Origin of the sequence: Amycolatopsis sp. NPDC049253, assembly GCF_040678995.1 — a bacterium.
Lineage (GTDB): Bacteria > Actinomycetota > Actinomycetes > Mycobacteriales > Pseudonocardiaceae > Amycolatopsis.
The window spans coordinates 1-23,212 of record NZ_JBFAQX010000039.1 but is presented as its reverse complement, the minus strand read 5'-3'; the positions used below and the strand labels follow the sequence as shown (position 1 = coordinate 23,212).

The 23,212-nt window shown below is 71.0% G+C and carries 20 protein-coding genes; 15 read left to right on the top strand and 5 right to left on the bottom strand.

Annotated features, from left to right (window positions below):
- Position 1 precedes the first annotated feature (1 nt).
- The 3 genes from AB0K15_RS43365 to AB0K15_RS43355 are packed head-to-tail and all read left to right on the top strand — an operon-like array spanning position 2 to position 3,907.
- The gene (locus AB0K15_RS43365) at positions 2-613 is read left to right on the top strand and encodes a potassium-transporting ATPase subunit C (RefSeq protein WP_364065575.1); all 612 of its coding nucleotides are present in this window, start codon (positions 2-4) and stop codon (positions 611-613) included.
- 4 nt (positions 614-617) lie between these two features.
- Entirely contained in the window at positions 618-3,212 is a 2,595-nt protein-coding gene (locus AB0K15_RS43360) for a sensor histidine kinase KdpD (protein ID WP_364065572.1), read from the top strand.
- Entirely contained in the window at positions 3,209-3,907 is a 699-nt protein-coding gene (locus tag AB0K15_RS43355; protein ID WP_364065569.1) for a response regulator, read from the top strand. Before AB0K15_RS43360 ends, AB0K15_RS43355 begins: the two co-directional genes overlap by 4 nt.
- Before the next feature lie 127 nt (positions 3,908-4,034).
- Here AB0K15_RS43355 and AB0K15_RS43350 read toward each other — a convergent pair whose 3' ends face one another.
- Positions 4,035-4,703: a hypothetical protein gene (locus tag AB0K15_RS43350; protein WP_364065566.1), complete on the bottom strand. Its 669-nt coding sequence runs from the start codon at positions 4,701-4,703 to the stop codon at positions 4,035-4,037.
- Between the two features lie 275 nt (positions 4,704-4,978).
- Between AB0K15_RS43350 and AB0K15_RS43345 the strand changes: the two genes are divergently transcribed.
- The gene (locus tag AB0K15_RS43345; protein ID WP_364065563.1) at positions 4,979-5,266 is read left to right on the top strand and encodes an acylphosphatase; all 288 of its coding nucleotides are present in this window, start codon (positions 4,979-4,981) and stop codon (positions 5,264-5,266) included.
- 189 nt (positions 5,267-5,455) lie between these two features.
- Positions 5,456-9,058 carry a chromosome segregation protein SMC gene (gene smc, locus AB0K15_RS43340; RefSeq protein ID WP_364065560.1) on the top strand — a complete coding sequence of 1,201 codons (3,603 nt, stop codon included), beginning with the start codon at positions 5,456-5,458 and terminating at the stop codon, positions 9,056-9,058.
- Between the two features lie 63 nt (positions 9,059-9,121).
- Here smc and AB0K15_RS43335 read toward each other — a convergent pair whose 3' ends face one another.
- From AB0K15_RS43335 to AB0K15_RS43325, 3 genes are all read right to left on the bottom strand, one after another.
- Positions 9,122-9,733 (bottom strand): DUF3455 domain-containing protein, encoded by a 612-nt coding sequence (locus tag AB0K15_RS43335; RefSeq protein WP_364065557.1) that lies wholly within the window; start codon positions 9,731-9,733, stop codon positions 9,122-9,124.
- A gap of 120 nt (positions 9,734-9,853) precedes the next feature.
- Positions 9,854-11,422 (bottom strand): sodium:solute symporter, encoded by a 1,569-nt coding sequence (locus AB0K15_RS43330; protein ID WP_364065554.1) that lies wholly within the window; start codon positions 11,420-11,422, stop codon positions 9,854-9,856.
- Positions 11,423-11,432: 10 nt separating this feature from the next.
- Positions 11,433-12,638, bottom strand: coding sequence for an anhydro-N-acetylmuramic acid kinase (locus AB0K15_RS43325; protein WP_364065551.1), 1,206 nt, complete (start codon positions 12,636-12,638; stop codon positions 11,433-11,435).
- A gap of 150 nt (positions 12,639-12,788) precedes the next feature.
- Between AB0K15_RS43325 and ftsY the strand changes: the two genes are divergently transcribed.
- The 8 genes from ftsY to AB0K15_RS43285 all read left to right on the top strand — a co-directional run bounded on the left by ftsY (position 12,789) and on the right by AB0K15_RS43285 (position 19,334).
- Entirely contained in the window at positions 12,789-14,141 is a 1,353-nt protein-coding gene (gene ftsY / locus AB0K15_RS43320) for a signal recognition particle-docking protein FtsY (protein ID WP_364065548.1), read from the top strand.
- Between the two features lie 67 nt (positions 14,142-14,208).
- Positions 14,209-14,796, top strand: coding sequence for a hypothetical protein (locus AB0K15_RS43315; RefSeq protein ID WP_364065545.1), 588 nt, complete (start codon positions 14,209-14,211; stop codon positions 14,794-14,796).
- Positions 14,796-16,193 (top strand): putative T7SS-secreted protein, encoded by a 1,398-nt coding sequence (locus AB0K15_RS43310; RefSeq protein WP_364065542.1) that lies wholly within the window; start codon positions 14,796-14,798, stop codon positions 16,191-16,193. Before AB0K15_RS43315 ends, AB0K15_RS43310 begins: the two co-directional genes overlap by 1 nt.
- 29 nt (positions 16,194-16,222) lie before the next feature.
- Positions 16,223-16,723 (top strand): hypothetical protein, encoded by a 501-nt coding sequence (locus AB0K15_RS43305; protein ID WP_364065539.1) that lies wholly within the window; start codon positions 16,223-16,225, stop codon positions 16,721-16,723.
- Complete coding sequence (locus AB0K15_RS43300; protein WP_364065536.1) at positions 16,720-17,196, top strand: YbaB/EbfC family nucleoid-associated protein; 477 nt, start codon at positions 16,720-16,722, stop codon at positions 17,194-17,196. The genes AB0K15_RS43305 and AB0K15_RS43300 overlap by 4 nt, the downstream gene beginning before the upstream one ends.
- Before the next feature lie 228 nt (positions 17,197-17,424).
- Complete coding sequence (locus AB0K15_RS43295) at positions 17,425-17,727, top strand: DUF4333 domain-containing protein (protein ID WP_364065533.1); 303 nt, start codon at positions 17,425-17,427, stop codon at positions 17,725-17,727.
- Positions 17,728-17,839: 112 nt separating this feature from the next.
- Positions 17,840-18,337 (top strand): GNAT family protein, encoded by a 498-nt coding sequence (locus tag AB0K15_RS43290; protein ID WP_364065530.1) that lies wholly within the window; start codon positions 17,840-17,842, stop codon positions 18,335-18,337.
- Between the two features lie 199 nt (positions 18,338-18,536).
- Positions 18,537-19,334 (top strand): hypothetical protein, encoded by a 798-nt coding sequence (locus AB0K15_RS43285; RefSeq protein ID WP_364065527.1) that lies wholly within the window; start codon positions 18,537-18,539, stop codon positions 19,332-19,334.
- Between the two features lie 2 nt (positions 19,335-19,336).
- Here the strand turns inward: AB0K15_RS43285 and AB0K15_RS43280 are convergent, their stop codons facing one another.
- Positions 19,337-20,101 carry an IclR family transcriptional regulator gene (locus AB0K15_RS43280; protein ID WP_364065524.1) on the bottom strand — a complete coding sequence of 255 codons (765 nt, stop codon included), beginning with the start codon at positions 20,099-20,101 and terminating at the stop codon, positions 19,337-19,339.
- 120 nt (positions 20,102-20,221) lie between these two features.
- Here AB0K15_RS43280 and aceB point away from each other — a divergent pair, with 120 nt between their 5' ends.
- Positions 20,222-21,796: a malate synthase A gene (gene aceB, locus AB0K15_RS43275; RefSeq protein ID WP_364065519.1), complete on the top strand. Its 1,575-nt coding sequence runs from the start codon at positions 20,222-20,224 to the stop codon at positions 21,794-21,796.
- On the top strand, positions 21,796-22,992 hold the full coding sequence (locus AB0K15_RS43270; protein WP_364065516.1) for an aldolase: 1,197 nt from the start codon (positions 21,796-21,798) through the stop codon (positions 22,990-22,992). Before aceB ends, AB0K15_RS43270 begins: the two co-directional genes overlap by 1 nt.
- Positions 22,993-23,212 lie beyond the last annotated feature (220 nt).

The window sequence follows — 23,212 nt, the reverse complement described above, 5'->3', positions numbered from 1 at the left end:
GATGAACTCATTGGTGAAGCAGACCTGGGCGGGCCTGCGCGTCATCATCGCGCTGACCGTGCTGCTCGGGCTGATCTACCCGCTCTCCGTGTGGGCGATCGGGCGGATCCCGGGCCTGGAGTCGAACGCGGAAGGCTCGGTCGTCACGCAGAACGGGCAGGCCGTGGGGTCGTCGCTGATCGGGATCGACCCGGTCGCGGCCGACCCGGCGCACGACCCCTGGTTCCACAACCGGCCCTCGGCGTTGTCGAAGGACGCGCTGGGTCCCGCCGACCCGTCCACCTCGGGCGCGTCGAACAAGGGCCCGTTCAACGAGGACCTCGTGAAGACCATCACCGAGCGCAAGGACGCCATCGCGAAGCGGGAGAACGTCACCCCGGCCCAGGTGCCGCCCGACGCCGTGACCGCTTCCGGTTCCGGCCTCGACCCGTCGATCAGCGTCGCGTACGCCGACCTGCAGATCCCGCGCGTCGCGAAGAACACGGGGCTGAGCGAGGACAAGGTGCGTCAGCTGGTGGAGGCGAACACCTCCGGTGCCGGGATCGGTGTGCCCGGGGTGAACGTGCTGCTGCTCAACTTGGCCGTGCATTCTGCCGCGCCGGGAGCACACTGACAACGTGAGCACACCGAGTACGACCCCGAAGCCGCGCCGAGGAGAACTGCGGATCTACCTCGGCGCGGCTCCGGGCGTGGGCAAGACTTTCGCCATGCTGGGCGAGGCCCGCCGCCGCCTGGAGCGCGGGACCGACGTCGTGGTGGGCCTCGTGGAGACCCACGGCCGCCAGAAGACCGCCGACCTGCTCGACGGCCTCGAGATCGTGCCGCGGCGCACGGTCAGCCACCGCGGGCACGAGTTCGCCGAGATGGACCTCGAAGCGATCCTGAAGCGCGCGCCCGAGGTCGTCGTCATCGACGAGCTGGCGCACACGAACGTGCCCGGCGCGCGCCACGACAAGCGCTGGCAGGACGTCGAGGAACTGCTCGAGTCGGGGATCGACGTGCTGTCCACGGTCAACGTGCAGCACCTGCAGAGCCTCAACGACGTCGTCGAGCGCATCACCGGCGTCACGCAGCAGGAGACCGTGCCCGACGAGGTCGTGCGCAAGGCCGAGCAGCTGGAGCTCGTGGACATCACGCCGGAGGCGCTGCGGCGCCGGCTCGCGCACGGCAACGTCTACCCGGCCGAGCGCATCGACGCCGCGCTGGGCAACTATTTCCGTCCCGGCAACCTCACTGCGCTGCGCGAGCTGGCGCTGCTGTGGGTCGCCGACCAGGTCGACGTCGCCCTGCAGCGCTACCGGGCCGAGCAGAAGATCACCGACACGTGGGAGGCGCGCGAGCGCGTCGTCGTGTCCATCACCGGCGGACCCGAGAGCGAGACGCTCATCCGGCGCGCGAGCCGGATCGCCACGCGCGCCGGCGCGGAGCTGCAGGTGGTGCACATCCTGCGCGGCGACGGGCTGTCCGGTCTGGGACCCACGGCCATGGCCCGCAGCCGCACGCTGGCGGAGGAGGTCGGGGCCACGTTCCACGCCGTCGTCGGCGACGACGTGCCTACCGCGTTGCTGGACTTCGCGCGCGGGGTCAACGCCACGCAGCTCGTGATCGGCACGTCCCGCCGCTCGCGGGTGGCGCGGCTGTTCGACGAGGGCATCGGCGCGGCCGTGGTGCAGCAGTCCGGCTCGATCGACGTGCACATGGTCACGCACTCCTACGCCGGCGGCCGGCTGCGGGCACGGCTCGGCGCGAGCCCGCTGGCGCCGTCGCGGCTCGTGCTGGGCTGGCTGCTGAGCCTGGCGCTGCCGATCCTCGCGACCGGCTTGGGCGTGCTGCTGCGCGACACCGTCGAGTTCTCCACCGACGTGATCCTCTACGTGCTCGCGACGGTGATCGTCGCGCTCGTCGGCGGGCTCGGCCCGGCGGTGATCGCGGCCGTGTTCGGCGCGGGCCTGCTCAACTTCTTCTTCACGCCACCGCTGTACACGCTCAACGTGCACAGCCCGCAGAACGTGGTCACGCTGGTGGCGATGATCGTGGTCGCCGTGCTGGTGGCCCTCGTCGTCGCCTCGGCGGCCCGGCGCGGCAGCCAGGCCGCGCGGGCGCGGACGGAAGCGGCGCTGCTGGCGTCCTACGCGCGCACGGTGCTGACGAACCCGAACCCCATCGAGCGGCTGCTGGAGAAGGTGCGGGAGAACTTCGGCCTGACGTCGGTCACGCTGCTGGAGAAGAAGAACGGCGGGTGGCAGAAGGTCGCGATCGCCGGGCAGTTCCCGTGCGCCGACCCGGACGAGGCCGACGTGGACATCGCGGTGACCGCCGACGTCCACCTGACCCTGCGCGGCCGGGCGTTGCCGGCGGCCGACCGGCGCGTGCTGGAGGCCGTGGCCGGGCAGGCGCTGCTCGCGCTGCGCCAGCAGCGGATGGCCGCGGCCGCGGCGGAGGCCGAGCGCAAGGCCGAGGCGACGGAGCTGCGCACCACGCTGCTCTCGGCCGTCGGCCACGACCTGCGCACGCCGCTGACGTCCATCAAGGCGGCGATCGGCAGCCTGCGCGCGCCGGACCTGTCACTGTCCGAGGAGGACACCGCGGAGCTGCAGGAGACCATCGAGCTCTCGGCCGACCGGCTCGCCGGGCTCATCGACAACCTGCTCGACTCCTCCCGCCTGGCCACCGGTGCGGTCACGCCGCACCTGCGGCCGGTGGGCTACGACGAGGTGGTGGCCCACGCACTGTCCAACGTGGACAACTCGCGCGACGTGAAGGTGGGCGTGGACGTGAGCCTGCCTTCGGTGCTGGCCGATCCGGGCTTGCTCGAACGGGTGATCGCCAACGTCCTCGACAACGCCCTGCGCCACGGTGGCGGCGTGGTCTCGGCTCGGGCCAGCGCGCACTCCGAGTACGTGGAGCTGCGGATCGTGGACCACGGCCGTGGCTTGAAGAAAGGCACGGCGGACTCGGCGTTCGCGCCGTTCCAGCGGCTCGGCGGCGACCGCGACTCGACCCCCGGCGTGGGGCTCGGGCTGTCGGTCGCCAAGGGCTTCATCGAGGCGATGGGCGGCAGCATCCGGGCCGAGGACACGCCGGGCGGCGGTCTCACCGTGGTGATTTCGCTGCCCGCCTACACCGGGCAGAATCCGGAGAAGGACCTCCTCAAGATCGACGAGGCCGCCGGCTCAGTCGCTGACGAGGCCGTGGAGGGAGTAAGCACGTGAGTCCCGACAAGGCGGCCACCGTGCTGGTGGTCGACGACGAACCGCAGATCGTGCGCGCGCTGCGGATCAACCTCAACGCCCGCGGGTACAAGGTGATCACGGCGCACGACGGCACCGCGGCGCTCAAGGCCGTGGCCGAGACCAAACCCGACGTGGTGGTGCTCGACCTCGGGCTGCCCGACCTCGACGGCACGGAGGTGATCGCCGGCCTGCGCGGCTGGACCACGGTGCCGATCATCGTGCTCTCGGCGCGGGGCGACTCGGCCGACAAGGTCCAGGCGCTCGACGCGGGCGCCGACGACTACGTGACCAAACCGTTCGGCATGGACGAGCTGCTCGCCCGGCTGCGGGCCGCCGTGCGGCGGTCCACTGTGGCCGGTTCCGACGGCGCGGAAGCCGTGGTGGACACAGGTTCCTTCACGATCGACCTGGCGGCGAAGAAGGTCCGGCGCGACGGGCGCGAGGTGCACCTGACCAAGACCGAGTGGGGTGTGCTGGAGCTGCTGGTGCGCAACCGCGGCCGGCTGGTGGCGCAGAAGCAGTTGCTGCACGAGGTGTGGGGCCCGTCGTACGAGACGGAGTCGCACTACCTGCGCGTGTACCTGGCGCAGCTGCGGCGGAAGCTGGAGCCGGAGCCCTCACGCCCGCGGCACCTGCTGACGGAACCCGGGATGGGGTACCGCTTCGAGGTCTGAACCCTGCGGCCCGCACCTCCCTGTGGCGTGGGGTCTCCCTCCATGCCCCATTCCACGCACCGAACGCCACATGGGGGTGGTTTGAACACGACGATGGCCGCCCCGCGGGGCGGCCATCGTCGTGTTGTCAGCTGGTGGGACCGGTCGGGTCGGTCGTGCGGACGTCCGTGGAGGACGACACCGGCGGCGAACTCGGCGGCTCGCCACTGCTGCTCGAACCCCCGCCACCGGTGGGGTCGCCCGACGTCGGGGACGAAGGCGGAGGGCTGGACGGCGGGCTGCTGGGCGACGACGGGTCGCTGGACTTCGTCGGCGACGACGGCGGCGGGTCGCTGCGCGGCGTCGTCGTCGGGCTGACCGTGTTGCCGCCGGTGGGGTGCTGCCCCGGGTTGCCCGGCTGACCGGGCGGGTTGTTCGGCGGCGGGATGACCACGGTGGTGGTCGGCACGCCGTCGGCGCCCGTGGAGACCACGGTCGCCGGGGTCGAGGGGATCGACGTCGGGTCGCCCGGGGTCGGCTGGCCGGAAACGGTCATCGGCGCGCCCGGCACGGCGTTGCCCGGCACGACCTGCGAGCTGCCCGGCAGGGTGCCCTGGCCGCCGCCGGGGACGGTGGTGGACGTGGCGGTGGTGCTGCCCGGGCCCGCCAGTTCGGCGACCGCGGCGAAGGCCGTGGCGACCACGAGGCCGCTCACCCCGAGGATGGCGTAGCCGGCCCGGTTCATCACGCCGCTCGCGGCCTTCGGTGGTGCGACGGAGATGCGTGAGCTCGGATCCGGCCCGTCGGGACGGGACATGCAGGCTCCTTACATGCGGTTCATCGCTGTACAGGTCGGGGCAGTCAGGACGACGCCGTCCCCCGGCTTCGTCGGGTGCCCGTGCGTTCGGGCACCACTTCCCGGCGTCGGAAGTCGTGGCGTGGTTCGGTCCGGCTCCCCGGAGTGGTTCGGGGGATCGGGGCGCCGGACGCGGACCCCGGCCGGGAGGTTATCACCGCCTGTGACCCATTCGCGCAGGTACGGGGCCTGCCCCGTCACTGTCCGCAGCGGATGGCGTGGGGCAGGATGGACGCGTGAGTGAGGAAGAAACACACATCCGGCTGGCGGCGTGGGTCCACGGCCGAGTCCAGGGGGTCGGTTTCCGCTGGTGGACCCGGAGCCGCGCGCTGGAGCTCGGCCTGGTCGGCTTCGCCCGCAACTTGCCCGACGGCCGTGTCGAGGTGGTAGCGGAGGGTGGTCGAGACCACTGTGAGCGGTTGTTGTCCGCCCTGAGGTCGGGAGAATCACCCGGAAGTGTGGATCACGTCGTCGAGCGCTGGAGCCCGGCCAAGGGCGGCCTGACGGGCTTCGCCGAGCGCTGAGCGGCAGCGCCGGGGGCACTGAGCCGCCCGGGTGACCGCTGTGACGGGTGGGACACAAGGGGTTGCCGGTGCGCCGCGTTCTGTGCTAGGCGCGCCGGGAGAAGGCAGCCTCCCGCGATCACGGCGGGTGCCCAGGTAGCCTTGGCGGACTGTAGAGCCAGTATCCGCGGCCGGAAGGGTCAGCACCACGTGCACCTGAAAAGCTTGACGCTGAAGGGTTTCAAGTCCTTCGCCTCGGCCACCACGCTGCGGTTCGAACCGGGGATCACGTGCGTGGTCGGCCCCAACGGTTCGGGCAAGTCCAACGTCCTCGACGCGCTGCGCTGGGTCATGGGCACCCAGGGCGCGAAAGACCTGCGCGGCGGCAAGATGGAAGACGTCATCTTCGCCGGCACCGCGGGCCGCGCCCCGCTGGGCCGCGCCGAGGTCACGCTCACCATCGACAACTCCGACGGCGCGCTGCCGATCGAGTACACCGAGGTCTCCATCACGCGCCGCATGTTCCGCGACGGCGCGAGCGAGTACGAGATCAACGGCGACCGCTGCCGCCTGATGGACGTGCAGGAACTGCTTTCGGACTCCGGTATCGGCCGCGAGATGCACGTCATCGTCGGGCAGGGCCAGCTGTCGGCGATCCTCGAGTCGAAGCCCGAAGAGCGCCGCGCCTTCATCGAGGAGGCCGCGGGCGTCCTCAAGCACCGCAAGCGCAAGGAACAGACCCTGCGCAAGCTCGCGAACATGCAGGGCAACCTCGACCGCCTCGGCGACCTCACCACCGAGCTGCGCCGCCAGCTCAAGCCGCTGGGCAAGCAGGCCGAGATCGCGCGCAAGGCCCAGTCGGTGCAGTCCGAGCTGCGGGACTCCCGGCTGCGCCTGCTGGCCGACGACCTGGTGACCCAGCGCGACGCCATCGCCCGTGAAGAGGCCGACGAGCGCACCGCCCGCCAGCGCCGCACCGAGGTGGAGCAGGCGCTGGAGGTCGTGGCCGCCGAGGAGACGGAGCTGGAGGCCTCGCTCGCCGAGGACGCGCCGAAGCTGCAGACCGCGCAGGAGACCTGGTACAAGCTCTCCGCGCTGGCCGAGCGCCTGCGCGGCACCGTGCGCCTCGCCGTGGAGCGCCAGCGCCACCTGTCCTCCGACGTCTCGGCCCCGACGGGCGGGCGCGACCCGGAGGAGCTGCTGGCCGAGGCCGAGCAGGTCGCCGAGCGCGAGCAGGAGCTCAACGAGGCCGTGATGGAGGCCCGGGAGCTGCTGGCCGAGACCGTGCTGCGGCGCGAGGACCTCGAACAGCGCGTGCAGGCCGCCGAACGCGCCCACTGGGCCGCGGTGCGGGCGATCGCCGACCGCCGCGAGGGCATGGCGAAGCTGACCGGCCAGGTCGAGGCGCTGCGCAGCAAGAACGGCGCCACCGCCGACGAGATCGACCGCCTGTCGGTGTCGCTGCAGGAGTCCGCCGAGCGCGCGGAGATCGCGCTGGAGGAGCTCGAAGAGGCCAAGGCCGAGGGCGGGGTCGAGGAGTCCGACGACGCCGACCTGATGCAGCGTCACGACCGGGCGGTCGAGGCCAACAACGCGGCCAAGGCCCGCGTCGAAGAGCTGGTGAAGGCCGAGCGCTCCGCCGAACGCGAGATCGCGTCGGAGCGGGCGCGCGTCGAGGCGCTCTCGATGGGCCTCAAGCGCAAGGACGGGGCCGGCGCGCTGCTGGGCGCGTCGCACGAGCTGCCGGGCCTGCTGGGCTCGGTCGCCGCGCTGCTCACGGTGGAGCCGGGCCACGAGGTGGCGCTGGCGGCCGCGCTCGGGCCGGTGGCCGACGCCGTGGCCGTGGCGGGTGGCGAGCAGGCGCTGACCGCGCTGAAGTACTTGAAGGAAACCGATTCCGGCCGCGCCGGCATCGTGCTGGGCGGCTACGGATCCACTGTGGACACCTCGGGCTGGCCGATGCTGCCCTACGGCGCCCGCTGGGCCCGTGAGGTCGTGTCCGCGCCCGAGCAGCTGCGCCCGGCCGTGGAACAGGCGCTGGACAAGCTGGCGCTGGTGGACGGTCTGGACGCCGCGCGTCAGCTGGTGGCGAGCCACCCGGAAGTGCGTGCGGTGACGCGCGAGGGCGACGTCTTCGGCGCCCGCTGGGTCGCCGGTGGTTCGGCCGCGCGCGAGAGCGTGATCGAGGTCCAGGCCGCCGTCGACGAGGCGGGCGAGCGGCTGCGCACGGCCGAGCGCGCGCTGGAGCGCCACACGGCCGAGCTGGAAGGCGCCCGCGCCGAGCAGCAGGCCCGGCGCGAGGAGGTCGGCCAGGCCAAGGACGCGCTCGGCGACGCGAAGGTCCGCAAGGCGCGTTCGTCGGAGCGGCTGAACCGGCTGCAGCAGGCCGCGCGGTCGGCGCAGGCCGAGGTCGAGCGCCTCGCCGGGCAGCGCGCCAAGGTGGAACAGAGCCGCGAGCAGGCGCTGGAGCAGCTGGCGGAGCTGGAGGAGCGGCTCGCCGCCGTCGCCGAGCAGCCGGTGGAGGACGACCCCGACACGGCCGAGCGCGACGAGGCCGTGGAGCAGCTGACCGTCGTCCGCCAGGAGGAGATGGAGGCGCGGCTCGCGCAGCGCACCTCCGAGGAGCGGGCGCGCAGCATCGCCGGGCGCGCCGAGTCGCTGCGCCGCGCGGCCCGTGCCGAGCAAGAGGCCCGGGAACGCGCGGCCAAGGCCCGCGAGGCGCGAGAGCGGGGTGCCGCGGTCGCCAACGCCGTGGTCAACGCCGGTGAGCTCGCGCTGGAACGCATCGAGCACTCAGTGCAGCGCGCGGCCGCCGAGCGCGACGAAGCTCAGGCACAGCGCCAGACCCGCGAGACCGCGCTCACCGCGGTGCGTGCCAAGGTCCGCGAGCTGTCCGGCGAGCTCGAAAAGCTGACCGACGCCGTGCACCGCGACGAGGTGCTGCGTGCCGAGCAGCGGCTGCGGCTGGAGACCCTCGAAGCCAAGATCGCCGAGGACTTCGGCATCGGCCTCACCGACCTGGTCCAGGAGTACGGCCCCGACGTGCCGGTGCCGCCGAGCGCGGGTGAGATGGCCGAGTACGAGGCGGCCAAGGAGCGCGGCGAGGACGTGACCATGCCGCCGCCGATGCCGTACGACCGCGACACGCAGGCCCGCCGCGCCAAGCGCGCGGAGAAGGACCTGACGCTGCTGGGCAAGGTCAACCCGCTGGCGCTGGAGGAGTTCGCGGCGCTGGAGGAGCGCTACAAGTTCCTCTCGACCCAGCTCGAGGACCTCAAGGACACGCGCAAGGACCTCGAAGCCGTGATCCGGCAGGTCGACGAGAAGATCCTTGAGGTCTTCGCCTCGGCCTACGCCGACGTGGCACGCGAGTTCGAAACCGTGTTCAGCGTGCTGTTCCCCGGTGGTGAGGGCCGCATGGTGCTCACCGAGCCCAATGACCTGCTCGCCACCGGCGTCGACGTCGAGGCGCGCCCGCCGGGCAAGAAGGTGAAGCGGCTGTCGCTGCTCTCGGGTGGCGAGAAGTCGCTGGTGGCCGTGGGCATGCTGGTGGCCATCTTCCGCGCCCGCCCCTCACCCTTCTACGTGATGGACGAGGTCGAGGCGGCGCTCGACGACACCAACATGCGCCGGCTGATCGGGCTGCTGGAGCAGCTGCGCGACTCGTCGCAGCTGATCATCATCACCCACCAGAAGCCGACCATGGAGATCGCCGACGCGCTCTACGGCGTGAGCATGCAGGGCGACGGCATCACGAAGGTGATCTCGCAGCGCCTGCGTGCCGAAGACGAGGAGCCAGTGCCCGCGGGCTGACTCCGGACGTGCGAAAAGGGGCTTTCCCGGGTGACCGGGGGAGCCCCTTTCCCGTTGTTGCTTTCAGTTCGCGGCCCAGAACGCGTACTCGGCCGAGTACGGCGTGGCGGTCTGCTGGCCCGTGGTGCACGCGCCCTTCGGGGCGAGGCCGCCCTTGGTGGCCAGCCGCTGCACGTAGGTGACGGTGCCGAACACGCCCTTGCCGGTGTCCTGGTCGGACTTGAGCAGGAGTTCGGGGATCGCGTCGGTGTGCTGCACGGCCTTGCCGGGCACGGCGGTGGCGGCGACCGTGCTGCCGTCCACAGTGGACGTCCACACCGGTCCCTTGCTGTGCAGGGCCACGGCCTTGCCGTTGTCCGACATGATGGCCGCGGGCTGGATCAGGGTCCACGCGCCGTCGGTGCAGCTGTAGATCTGCACGCCCTCGCCGTGGAAGGTGGCCACGCGCTTGTTGCCCGGCGGCACCTGCACCTGCGCGGGGGCCGCGATCACCTCGGGGCTGCCGTCCTGCGTCCCGGCCTGGTCCTGCGTCTGCGTTCCGGCCTGGGCTCCGGCCACCGCCTTCGCCGGCGCGCCCGGGTCGGCCGCCGCTGCCCCGGAGGCCGACGAACACGCCGTCGCACCGCCCAGGAGGATCATCGAACCCGCCGCCAGTGCCAGAGAAATCCGCTTCATCGTCCCCGCCTGATCCGGGCCCGCCATCCGGTGGCGGGCGCTCGTCAGGTGCACGAGCGCCCACCCCGGGACGGTTCACCCGATCGGGGAAATTTTCCCGACGGGGTGATCAACCGCCGATCAGACGGTGACTTCCGCCTTCGGTGCGTCAACCTCGATGGCGTTCGGGTCGGCGTCGCGGTGACGCAGCGCGAGCAGCCCGCCCACGACCATCGTGATCACCACGCCGACGAACGTGTACCAGTACGTGGCCAGCGGCACGAGCGTCTTCGTGGCCGCACCGAACTGGATGTGCACGGCCGTGGTCGCCTTGTCGAACTTGACGAACAGGATCAGGAACGCCATGCCCACGACCGAGCACGCGAACGCGACCACCGCGTCGGACTGGCGTGCCTTCTTCACGATCAGGCCGAGGAAGAACGAGCCCAGCAGCGCGCCGTAGGTGTAGCCGACGATGCCGAGGCCCTGCTGGATCACCGGGTCCTTGGAGTTGGTGAACAGCGACGCGAAGATCGCGAACACGACGGCCCAGATCAGCGTCCACATGCGACCGTGGCGCAGCAGCTTCGAGTCCTCCACCGAGCGGTGGGTGAAGCGCTGGTAGAGGTCGGCGATGGTCGAAGTGGACAGGGCGTTGAGCGCCGAGGCCAGCGCGCCCATCGTGGACGCGAGGATGCCGGCGATGAGCAGGCCGGCCAGGCCCACGGGCAGGTCGTTGACGATGAAGTTGGAGAACACGTCGTCGCCGGACATCTTCCCCGCCGCGACCGCGGTGGCCGTCGCACCCGTCTTGCCGCCCGTGTAGACCCACAGCATCGCGCCGACCACCAGGAACAACGCGAACTGCACGAACACCACGAGCGACGAGCCGATCAGCGCGCGCTGGCCGTCGCGCAGGCTCTTGGTCGACAGCAGCCGCCCGACGATCAGCTGGTCCGCGCCGTGCGAGGCCATCGACAGGAACGCGCCGCCGACCACGGCGCCGATGAACGCGTACGGGCTGGTGATGATGTTGGACGTGAAGTCGGTGAGCTGGAAGCGGCCCTGGCTCGCGGCGATCGACGTCCAGCCGTCCGGCAGCTTGGTCGAGAGGAACACGACCGCGCCGATCGCGCCGAGGACGTAGAGCGACCACTGGATCACGTCGACCCAGATCACCGACTTGATGCCGCCGACGAACGCGTAGATGAGCGTGAGCGCCGTCAGCAGCACCACGATGTGCCAGTACGACGTGTGGATGCCGTAGTGGTCGAGGATCGCCTTGATCGGGATGGCACCGGCGAACAGCCGCAGGCCCTCGGCGAGCAGGCGAGTGATCACGAACGTGACCGACGCCGTGCCCTGCAGCCCGCGCCCGAAGCGGCGGCCGAGGAACTCGTACGCGCTCACGTAGTTGCCGCGGAAGTAGCGGGGCAGCAGTACGAACGCGGCGACGATGCGGCCGAGGATGTAGCCGAACGCCACCTCGAGGAAGAGGAACTCGCTGCCGAAGACCAGGCCCGGCGTCGAGATCACGGTGAGCGTGGACGTCTCGGTGGCCACGACCGACAGCGTGACGGCCCACCAGGGCATGCTGCGTTCGCCGACGAAGTAGTCGTTCGCGGACTTCTGTCTGCGGCCGACCAGCACGCCGATGATCGGCATCGCCGCCAGGTACACGATGACGATCACCAGATCGACTGGGTTCATGGGGATTCTCCTACCGTCGTGCGCCAACTTCCGTGACCCGCAAGCGGTCCACGGTGCCCCCCAGTGGGGCCGGAAGGTTCAGGGGGTGTGCTCCGGGCGTGAGCGCGCCGAGCAGGCGAGGCCCGCGCGCGCCGGTCGCCGAAGGCAGCGTGGCCGGCACGCCGCACCAGCTCAGCCAGCCGAGCAACGCGGTCAGGTACGCCTCTTTGCCCGCGCCGGGCAGGCCGAGGTCGTCGCTGGTGCGCAGGGCGACGCCGGGGAGACTGCGGGCCAGCGCCGCCATCACGGCGGGGTTGCGCATGCCGCCGCCGGACACGACGAGCGTCGCCGCGTGGTGGCGCCGGCATTCGGCGGCGACGGTCGCGGCGGTGAGCTCGGTGAGCGTCGCCAGGAGGTCTTCGGGGGTGAGCGGCGGCAGGCCGGCGAGGGCGGCGTCGAGGTAGGCGCCGTGGAAGTGCTCCTTGCCGGTGGACTTCGGCGGTGCGGCGGCGAAGTACGGGTCGGCGAGCAGCCGGTCGAGCAGGTCGCGGCGGACGGTGCCGGCCAGCGCGAGCTTCCCGTCGACGTCGGCGTGCTGCTCGCCGCCGGTCACGCGGGTGGCGGCGAGGTCGAGCAACGCGTTGGCGGGGCCGGTGTCGTAGGCCAGCACAGTGTCGCTCTCCCCGACCACCGTGATGTTGGCGATGCCGCCGAGGTTGAGCGCGGCCACGGCCTCGCCCGTCTCTTCGGCGAGGCCGCGCAGCCACAACGCGTCGAGCGTGCTGGCGAGCGGTGCGCCCTGGCCGCCCGCGGTGATGTCGCGGATGCGCAGGTCGGCGACGACGGGCGTGCCCGTGCGTTCGGCGATCCACGCGGGCTGGCCCAGCTGGAGCGTGCCGAGCGCCACGCCGTTGTCCACCCAGTGGTAGACGGTCTGGCCGAGCGAGGCGATCACGTCCACGGGCCCGTGCTCGGCGATGCCCTGCGCGGCGGCTTCGGCGAAGGCCTGCCCGACGCGGGTGTCGAGCACGGTGAGGGCTTCGGCGCTGCTCGGGTTGGGCGGCAGCGCGGCCAGCACGGCTTCGCGGGTTTCCGCGGTGAAGGACACGTCGAGCTCGCCGAGCGGGGTGAGGACCACGGTGCCGTCTTCGGCGTGCAGCTCGGCGACGGCGACGTCGATGCCGTCGACCGAAGTCCCCGAAAGGAGGCCGAGGACGCGGAAGCCGTGGGTTTTCATCCGGAGTGGTTTAGCCGGGGTGAAGCGGCGACGCAAGGCGCCTCGTGAAGTCTTGGCCGAATCGGAACTCTGCGTGTGATCCGTTGGCCTGAAGGCAGTAGCTCGGTGGGGTGTCCGGGGGAGCCGGGGAGCGGATGACAGGATGGGTGTGTGTCGAGCACCTGGTTCTGGATCGTCATCGTCGCCGTCGTCGTCCTGGTCGCCGTGCTGGTGTCCGGGCTGCTCATCGCACGTCGGCGGCGGATCAGCCTCGAGGAGACGCGCAAGGTCGAGGAGAAGCCGAAGGGCGGCGGGTACACCGCGTCCGGCGGCATCACCTTCGCGCCCGGGGGTGAGGCCGACGCTGTGGCCGCGCCGGTGGAACCGGCGGAACACCCGGTCGAGGACCGCCCGGAGGTCGACGGCCAGCCCGCCGTGGGCGACGACGCCGCGGTGCCGCGCGACTCCGACCAGCGCACGATGCGCGACGTCAAGCTGCCCGAGCCCGAGCCCGAATCGGCAGGCCCCGCGGCCGCGCCGGTCGAGGGCACGGTGGAACCGATCGAGCCGGTCCTCCCGATCGAGGAGATCGACCCCGCGACCGGCCGCCTGGAGCGCCTGCGCGGACGGCTGTCGAAGTCGCGCTCGATGTTCGGCCAGAGCCTGCTGGGCCTGCTCGGCGCCGGTGACCTCGACGAGGACTCGTGGCAGGACGTCGAGGATTCGCTGCTCGTCGCCGACCTCGGTGCGGCCACCACGACCCAGATCGTCGAACGCCTGCGTGACGAGCTTTCGCGCCGCGCGGTGCGCACGCCCGCCGAAGCGCGCGAAGTGCTGCGCGAGGTCCTGACCGCTTCGCTGTCCACGGACGGCATCCGCGCCGTGCGCGCGCTGCCGCACGAGGTCGACGGCCAGAAGCAGCCCGCCGTCGTGCTCGTCGCCGGCGTGAACGGGACCGGCAAGACCACCACCACCGGCAAGCTCGCGCGCGTGCTCGTCTCGCAGGGCTCCACCGTGGTGCTCGGCGCGGCCGACACCTTCCGCGCCGCGGCCGCCGACCAGCTCCAGACCTGGGGCGAACGCGTCGGCGCGTCGGTCGTGCGCGGCAAGGAGGGCGCCGACCCCGCGGCCGTCGCGTTCGACGCAGTGAAGCGCGGCATCGACGAAGGCGCCGACGCGGTCCTCGTCGACACCGCCGGCCGCCTCCACACCAAGACCGGCCTCATGGACGAGCTCGGCAAGGTCAAGCGCGTCGTCGAGAAGCAGGCGAAGGTCGACGAGGTCCTGCTGGTGCTCGACGCCACCACGGGCCAGAACGGCCTCGCCCAGGCCCGCGTGTTCTCCGAGGTCATCGACGTCACGGGCATCGTCCTCACCAAGCTCGACGGCACCGCCAAGGGCGGCATCGTCTTCCAGGTCCAGAAGGAGCTCGGGGTGCCGGTGAAGCTCGTCGGCCTCGGCGAGGGGCCGGACGACCTGGCGCCGTTCGAGCCCGGCGCGTTCGTGGACGCCCTCCTCGGCTGAGACACGATTCGCTCGTTGAGGTGATCAACGGGCGAAGAGCGCAGAACCCCCGCCGGTCTCTGCCACGGTGATCACGTCGTGGCAGCCGGACGAGGGGTTCGCGGGGATGACGGGCGGGTTCGACGCCGTAACGGAGGAGCTCGAACGCGCCGCCGACACCATCGGTGACGTGGTCGGCGGCGCCGCGGGCCTGCTGTGGCAGGGGCCGAGCGGCGACTACGGCCACGCCGGCGTGCAGGCCGGCTGGGGCGGCTTCATCGCGGACATCGCGTCCGTCGTCGAAGGACTCACCGGCAAGGCCCACGGCCACGGTGAGGACCTGCGCACGGCGGCGGTCCGCTACGCGGGCGCCGACGACACCGCGAGCGACGCGATCGTGAAGACCGCGGCGAAGGCGTTCGGCGAGCACGGCGGATCGTCCGGCGTCGGCATTTTCGGCCCGCTCGGCGGCGCTCTCGCCCGGGCCACCGAGGAAGAGAAGGTGGGCCCCGCGTGGACCGGCGGCGGGACCGGGCGCATCAGCGGGTCGATCGACGAGCTCCCGCCGGACGTGATGAGCCCCGAGCGCTCCCGGGAGCTGTTCCCCGGGCCGAAGTCCGAGGTGGCAGGCCCTGATCCCGTCGCAGAGGCGGACCGCGAAGGGCCGGTGTTCTGATGGCCGCCGAGCTGGGGGAGACGACCGACCCGAAGGAACTCGTCCCCGGGGAACCGCGGTTCATCTCGGGAGACCTGAAGGACCTCGTCCGCAACATCCAGAGGATGGCCGCGATCTCCGACGGCCTCTCCGGCGTCGACGCGAAGCAGTGGACCGGCGAGGCGAGTGACCGGTTCCGCGAGACGTTCGGCCAGGAACCGAAGAGGTGGTTCGACACCATCGGCGTGCTGGGTACCGGTGCCAACGCCCTGGCCGACTACGGCGACGCACTCACCCAGAGCCAGTCCGAGGCCCAGCGGGCGATCGAGCTGTACACCCAGGGCCAGGCGGCGACGCGCGCCGCATCGACGCAGTGGACCGTGCAGGCCTACCGAGCACTAACCTCCGGCGCGCAGGTTCCGCCCTTCGCTGACCCGGGCCAGTCCGCGACGCAGGAGGCCGAGCGGATCCTGCGGGCCGCCCGGGCCGCGCTCGAAGAGGCCGGCGGTGAGACGGCGAAGAAGCTCGGCTTCAAGAAGCAGGACGACGGCAGCTATTCGAAGGATCTCAAGAAATTCGGTGCCGACCGGCGCCAGAAGTGGGATCCGGACAAGAAGCAGTGGGTCGACACCGACGAAGACGAGAAGGGCTGGGCCGCGGGCAAAGGCGGCAAGGGACGCAGCTTCGAAGCCGAGTGGGGTTCACAGTCCGACGGCATGCTCACCGACAAACTCGGCGGCCTGCTGGAAAAGCTCGGCATCGACACGTCGGAAAGCACCGTGTCGGCCTCGGCGAGCGTCGATCTGGTCGACGGTTCGCTCGACGGCAAGTTCGGTGACGGGACCTTCGGCGGCAGCGGCAAGATCGAGGGCGCGGCGCTGGGGGCCCGTGCCGAGGCGCACGCGGGGGCTTCGGCGCTGGGCCTGACCGCGGGCGCGTCGGCCGAGGCGTATTTGGCCAAGGGCAGCGCACAAGGCGAAATTCACTACGGTGACCACGTTGCGGTGAAGGGCGATGCCTCGGCGGAAGTCGGGGCCAAGGCGTCCGCCCAGGGCTCCCTCGGCTGGTCCGGGATGCAGGGCAGCGTCGAGGGGTTCGCAGGCGGCCGGATCGAAGGCAACGCGAGCGCCGAGGTCGCCGGTGTCACCGCCGGTGCGCACGGCGAAGCGTGGGCCGGTATCGGGGCCGAGGCGAGCGGCCAGTTCGGCATGGGCGACGACGGGAAGTTCCACGTCGGTGCTTCGGTCGGTGTGGCCCTGGGTATCGGTGGCAAGGTCGGGTTCGACCTCAGCATCGATCCGGGTGAGGTCGTCGACACCGTGCAGGACGTGGCCGGTGACGTCGCCGACGTGGCGTCCGACGTCGGGCACGGCATCGAGAACGCGGCGGGCGCCGTCGGCGACTTCCTCGGCTTCTGACCAGAACCAGCAGATTTGGAGCAGAAACAGTGGCAGGCACCCTCCCCGTCCCGATCGTGTTCGAGCTGCCGGACGGGTGGCGATCGGTTCCGCCCGACGAGGTCGGCACGCCGGACGCGGCGTTCGTCGCGCTGAACCCCGCGTCGGCTCGCGAGGGGTTCACGGCGAACGTCACGATCACCGGCGAGCTGCGTGAGGACGATGTCGCGCTCACCGCCGTCGGCGACGAGGCCGTGGAGAAGCTGCGCGCGGCCGGCGCCCAGGGCGTGCGGCTCGGGCGGCGCAACGAGGTCGGCTCGGCGGAGAACCCGGGTCTCACGCAGGCGGTGAAGCTGACCGTCGGGCTCAAGGGCAAGCAGGTGGACCTCGTGCAGTTCCAGGTGTTCCTGGTGATGCGCGACCAGCGGGATCCGCAGCGGCGCGCGGTGCTGCACGTGGTGCTGTCGGCCTTGCTGGAGAACCAGTTCGAGCACGTGATCGACGACTTCCAGAAGTTCCTCGCCACGATCAAACCGGAGCAGGCGGCATGAACGACACCGCGCGGCAGCTGCTGGCCCGCATCGAAGCGATCGACGCGGCCGCGGCCGGCAACCGCCTCCGAGCCGAGGCGTACCAACGGGTCGCCGACGAACTCAAAGACGCCATGGGCACCGCGACCTCGCCGGACGGCGTCGTGACGGTCGTGGCCGGACCGGGTGGCGCGATCGCGTCCGTGACCTTCGGCGAACGCGCCCGCGAGACCGATCCCGCCGTGCTGTCGGCGGACGTCATGCGCGCGATCGGCGAAGCGCAGGCCGCGGCGGCGCGGCTGCAGGCCGAGGTCGTGCGCCGTGGCCTCGGCAGCACCGAGTTCCTCGACCGGGTGCTCGCCTCCGACGAGCAGCTCTTCGGTGCTCCTCGCCCGACCTCGGTCGCTCCGCCACCGCGTCCGCCGGTTCGCGAGGCACCGCCGGAGGGCGAGTTCGACGACTTCTCCGTGTACGACCAGGAATCGACCCGGTGAGTATCGCTCTCATCCTCGTGATCGTCATCGGCGGCACGCTCTTGATCGCGGCCGCGGTGAAGTGGTCTGTCGTGGACGCGCTGTTCGCTCCGGCCGATGTGTTCGCCCGGCCGCCCGAAGCGTCCGAGGCGCGCGAGATCGTGAGCGGGACGCACCCGCGGGCGCCCGTTCGAGTTCACCTTTCCCCGTTCCGTCTGGGCCCAGAGGAGGCAAACAGTGTTGCGTCGGGTGGTTGTCGCAGTGTGCGGTATCGCGTTGGTGGCCGGGTGTTCCGCGCACGTGGAGGTGCAGCGGAAGGTGGCGAAGGCCGATCTGGAGAAGGGGATCGCCGACGCGTTGCAGAGGTCGATCGGGCAGCGACCGGACTCGATCACCTGCCCCGGCCCGATCGACGCGAAGGTCGGGCAGCAGATGCGCTGTGAACTGGCTGACGGTGACACCAAGTACGGCCTCACGGCGACGGTCAACACCGTGAACGGCAGCGACGTCCGCTACTCCGTGAAGGTCGACGACCACGTCATCGGCAATTGAGGTGACACACCGGCCCGTGCGGGCGCACACTCCGGCCATGGATTGACGCCCGCGTGGACCGCCCGTTTCCCCTCGTCACCCCGAACACCCCCAGACGAGAGGAGACTCGGTCATGATCATCGAAGGCCCGCGCGTCCGCCTGCGTCCGCTCACGCGTGACGATCGGCAGCGCGCCCAGGAAATTCTGTCCACGCCCGAAGTGGCGCGGTGGTGGGGCGAAGCCGTGCACGAGGTCGAAAGCCTCCTCGAGGAGGAAGCCGGCTTCTCCAGCTACGCCATCGAGCTCGACGGTGACGTCGTCGGCCTCATCCAGAGCTCCGAGGAGCTCGACCCGCAGTACCGCCACGCCGGCATCGACATCGCCGTCGCCCCGACCCACCACGGCCGCGGCCTGGGCACGGAGGCCATCCGCGTGCTCGCCGCCCACTTGTTCGCTCAGGGCCACCACCGCCTGACGATCGACCCGGCCGCCGCCAACGCGAAGGCCGTGCACGTGTACACCAACCTCGGCTTCCGGCCCGTCGGCCTGCTGCGCCAGTACGAACGCGGCCCCGACGGCACGTTTCACGACGGTCTGCTGATGGACCTGCTGAAAGGTGAGCTCAGGTAACCGCGCTGCTGTAACCGGTCACGGTCGGTCTTCGACTCATCGCTGAGTGAACAGCCAGGTACGTCGACTCGGTTCGGAGGAGCGTGAATGGCCGACGAAGCGTTAGTTGCCGAAGGGCACCCTCGTCGCGATCGGAGTGAGGAGGCCGGGCCTCCCCGGAATCGGTGTCGCCGAACTTCCGGCGCATCAGCCTCGGCGAATGAAGCCGAACCGGCGTCTGCCGTGGCTCCGGATCGGGATTTTTGCGCTCGCGATGATGTTGCTTGTCGCAGCGTGCCTGGCGCTGCTCATGGGCAGCGGCGAGACGACGTTCCTGGTTCCGGCGGCGGTCGCAGTCCTGCTCTTCTTTCTGCTGTCCAGAACCGAGCAGTCATCTGGCTTCGACGCCCACGCCGCCGAGATCCGGAAACGGGTGGACGACGGCTCGACGACGATGCACCTCAGCCTTACGGGCGAAGGCACCACGGTGAACATCGCGCCGGCGCTCGGCCCGGATCCCGCGACGATGAGGGCATCTGCTTCGCTGGAGAAGCAAGAAGCGATTCTTCGCGAGATCTACACACGGGGGCTCGCGCAGGCGAAGATCAGCTTTCGAGTGAGCATCGTATTCGCCTCGATCGGCGCGTCGCTGCTTCTCCTCGGCATCGGTTTGGCCGTTGTCAACGCGAATTCCGGCGGTGATCAGTACGCCGGCATCGTCGCTGGCGTCGCCGGCGTGGTCACCAATCTGACCTTGGGCGTCTTTTTCGTGCAGTCGAACCGGGCAAGAACGAACATGGGAAGCCAGGGCGTGCTGATGCGTGAGGAGAGCCAGGAAGATCGGCGGCTCAACGCTGCTCGCGAGCTTGCCGGCGCGATCAGCGATGAGGCGCTGCGCAACCAGGTCCGAGCGATGCTTTCAAAGACACTCTTGACCGGGTCGGCGGAGCAAACCGCGGACGCATTCAACCGCGCATTCGACCAGCCGCCCCCACCACCCGGACCTGTTGAAAGGTGAGCTCAGGTAACCGGCAGCTGCTGCGAAAGCCGGTCGGCGATCTTCTGCACCACGGGCGCGATGCTCGCCACCGCGTCCGCGGTCAGCCGGCCGGACGGGCCGGACACGGACACTGCCGCGGGCACCGGCATGCCGGGCACCGCGACGGCGATGCAGCGGACCCCGAGCTCCTGCTCGGCCTCGTCCAATGCGTAGCCCTGGGAGGCGATGCGCGTGAGCTCCGCGGCGAGCGCGGAAGGGTCCGTGAAGGTGTGTTCGGTGTACGCGGGCATGCCCGTGCGCGCCAGGAGTGCCGCGACGTCGTCGGCGGGCAGCTGCGCGAGCATCGCCTTGCCGACCCCGGTGCCGTGGGGCAGCAGGCGCCGGCCGACTTCCGTGAACATGCGCATGGAGTGCTTCGAGGGCACCTGGGCCACGTACACGACCTCGTCGCGCTCCAGCACGGCGAGGTTGGCCGTCTCGCCGACCTCCTCCACGAGCTCGACCAGCAGCGGCCGCGCCCACGAGCCGAACTGCATGCTGGCGTTCTCGCCGAGGCGGATGAGCCGCGCGCCGAGGGCGTAGCGGCGGTTGGTGTTCTGCCGGACGTACCCGAGGTCCACGAGGGTGCGGATCAGCCGGTGAATGGTCGGCATCGGCAGCCCCGACAGGGTCGCGAGCTCCGACAGGCTGGCCTCCCCACCCGTGTCCGCGAGGTGCTCCAGCAGCTCGAACGCACGCTGCAGGGACTGGACGCCGCCGTCCCGTCCGCCTTTCTCAGCTGCCACCGGTGGTCCTCCTCACAGGTCCTGTTCACCCGAGCGTTTGAGCTTCCGCTATGCAGAAACTATAGTCCGTCAGGTAAAAACCGTAGGGACGTTATCCAAGAACGACTCGGGGTGTTTCGCATGTCTGAAGTCCAGGTCCTCGGCGGCTCGGTGGAGCGCGGCGACGAGATCCTGACGCCGGAAGCCCTCGCCTTCCTGGCGGGGCTCCACGACGCCTTCGCGGCGCGCCGGGACGAGCTGCTCGTGGCCCGCGGCAAGCGCCGCGAAGAGGCCCGCAAGACCGGCCGGCTCGACTTCCTGCCGGAGACGAAGGAGATCCGCGAAGGCGACTGGAAGGTCGCCGAGGCGCCGCCGGCGCTGCGCGACCGCCGCGTGGAGATCACCGGCCCCACCGACCGCAAGATGACCATCAACGCCCTCAACTCCGGCGCCAAGGTGTGGCTCGCCGACTTCGAGGACGCCAACACGCCGCACTGGGCCAACGTCGTGTCCGGCCAGGTCAACCTGTCCGACGCCATCCGCGAGACCATCACGCTGGAGAGCGGCGGCAAGAGCTACGCGCTGAAGGCCGACGTCGAGCACGCCACCATCGTGGTCCGCCCGCGCGGCTGGCACCTCGACGAGCGCAACCTCACCTTCGGCGGCCGCCAGGGCGTCGGCGCGCTGGTCGACTTCGGCCTCTACTTCTTCCACAACGCGGCCGAGTTGCTCAAGCGCGGCAAGGGCCCGTACTTCTACCTGCCGAAGATGGAGAGCCACCTCGAGGCGCGGCTGTGGAACGACGTGTTCACCCACGCCGAGAAGACCCTCGGCATCGAGCACGGCACCGTCCGCGCCACCGTGCTGATCGAGACGATCCCGGCCGCGTTCGAGATGGAGGAGATCCTCTACGAGCTGCGTGAGCACGCCTCGGGCCTCAACGCCGGCCGCTGGGACTACCTGTTCAGCGTGATCAAGTACTTCCGCGACGCCGGTGAGAAGTTCGTGCTGCCGGACCGCAACTCGGTGACCATGACCGCGCCGTTCATGCGCGCCTACACCGAACTGCTCGTGCACACCTGCCACAGCCGCGGCGCGTTCGCGATCGGCGGCATGGCGGCGTTCATCCCGAGCAAGGACCCGAAGGTCAACGAGGGCGCGTTCGAGAAGGTCCACGCCGACAAGGCGCGTGAGGCCGCAGACGGCTTCGACGGTTCCTGGGTCGCGCACCCCGGCATGGTCGCCCTCTGCAAGGAGGAGTTCGACAAGGTCCTCGGCGACAGGCCGAACCAGCTCGAGCGCACCCGCGACGAGGTCAGCGTCACGGCCGACCAGCTCCTGGACGTCGCCTCGACGCCGGGCAGCGCCACCGCGGCCGGCCTGCGCGCCGCCGTCGAGGTCGGCATCCGCTACATCGCCTCCTGGCTGAGCGGCAACGGCGCGGCGGCCATCCACAACCTCATGGAGGACGCGGCCACGGCCGAGATCTCCCGTTCGCAGGTGTGGCAGTGGGTCAAGAACGGCACGCAGCTCGACACCGGCGACAAGGTCACCGCGGAGCTGGTGCGCGGCGTGCTGGCCGAGGTCCGCGGCGAGCTGTCGGCCGAGGTCAAGGAAGAAGTGCTCACCCCGGCCGTCGAGCTGTTCGAGCAGGTCGCGCTGGCCGACGAGTTCCCGGACTTCCTCACGCTCCCGGCCTACGAGCACATCAAGTAATGCGGGACGGCAGGCTCACCGAGGACGTCTACGCCGCCGCCGACGCGCGCCTGGCCGAGGCCGACGCGCGCGTCGCGGCGCTGTACCCCGGTGAGCCGCCGGGTCGCCGGCCCGTGCACACCGTGTACGTGCCGGCGTCCCAGTACCGCACCCGCCTGGTCGCCGACTGGGGCAAGCAGGCCATGCGGGTGTTCGTCGAGCGCGGTGACGTGCTCGGCCTCGACGCGGACGTCGCCGAGCGCGTGCGCGCGAAGCTGCTCACCGAGCCGATCGAGGACCTGCGAATCGACTTCGAGGACGGCTACGGCAACCCGGGCGACGAAGCCGAGGACGCCGCCGCCCTGGCCGCCGGCCAGACGCTCGCGACCACAGGCGGCACCCCGTTCGTCGGCATCCGGTTCAAGAGCTTCGAGCCCGCCACCCGCCGGCGCGGCATCCGTACCCTGGACCTGTTCCTGAACGGCTTGCTCGGCAACGGCGACCTGCCCGACGGTTTCGTGGTCACCCTGCCGAAGGTCACCGCCGTCGAGCAGGTCGAGGTCGCCGCCGACGTGCTCGGGCAGCTGGAGGTCGCCTACGGCCTGGCCGAAGGCACCCTGCGTTTCGAGGTCCAGATCGAGACCGCGCAGTCCATCCTCGCCCACGACGGCACCGTGTCGGTCGCGCGGATCATCCAAGCCGCCGCCGGCCGCTGCTCGGGCCTGCACTACGGCACCTACGACTACAGCGCGGGCCTCGGCATCGGCGCCGCCTACCAGAGCATGGCCCACCCGGCCGCCGACTTCGCCAAGCACCTCATGCAGGTCGCCGCCTCCGGCACCGGCGTCCGCCTCTCCGACGGCTCCACCAACCGCCTGCCCATCGGCGACGACCTCCCCGGCGCCTGGGCCGAACATCTGCGCCTGGTCCGCCGCTCCCTGGAAAACGGCTTCTACCAGGGCTGGGACCTGCACCCGAACCAGCTGCCGACCCGCTTCGCCGCCACCTACGCCTTCTACCGCGAAGGCTTCCCCACCGCCGCCAAGCGCCTCAGCGACTACGCCTCCCAAACCTCGAACGGCGTCCTCGACGAACCCGCCACCGCCGCCGCCCTCGCCCACTACCTCCTGGGCGGCCTCCACTGCGGCGCCCTGGAAGCAACCGAACTCCCCTTCGACGCCGCAACCCTCGACCGCTACGCCCGCCGCCTGGCCTGACCCACCCAACGCGACCGCACCCCCAACGCGGCCTTCGTTGCGCCCACCGCACCGAACGCCACACCGGGGCGCTCAGCCACCACCCCACCGCCGCCCGCCCACCCAACTCACGACGCACCCAGGCCGCGCTCAGCCACCACCCCACCGCCGCCCGCCCACCCAACTCACGACGCACCCAGGCCGCGCTCAGCCACCACCCCACCGCCGCCCGCCCACCCAA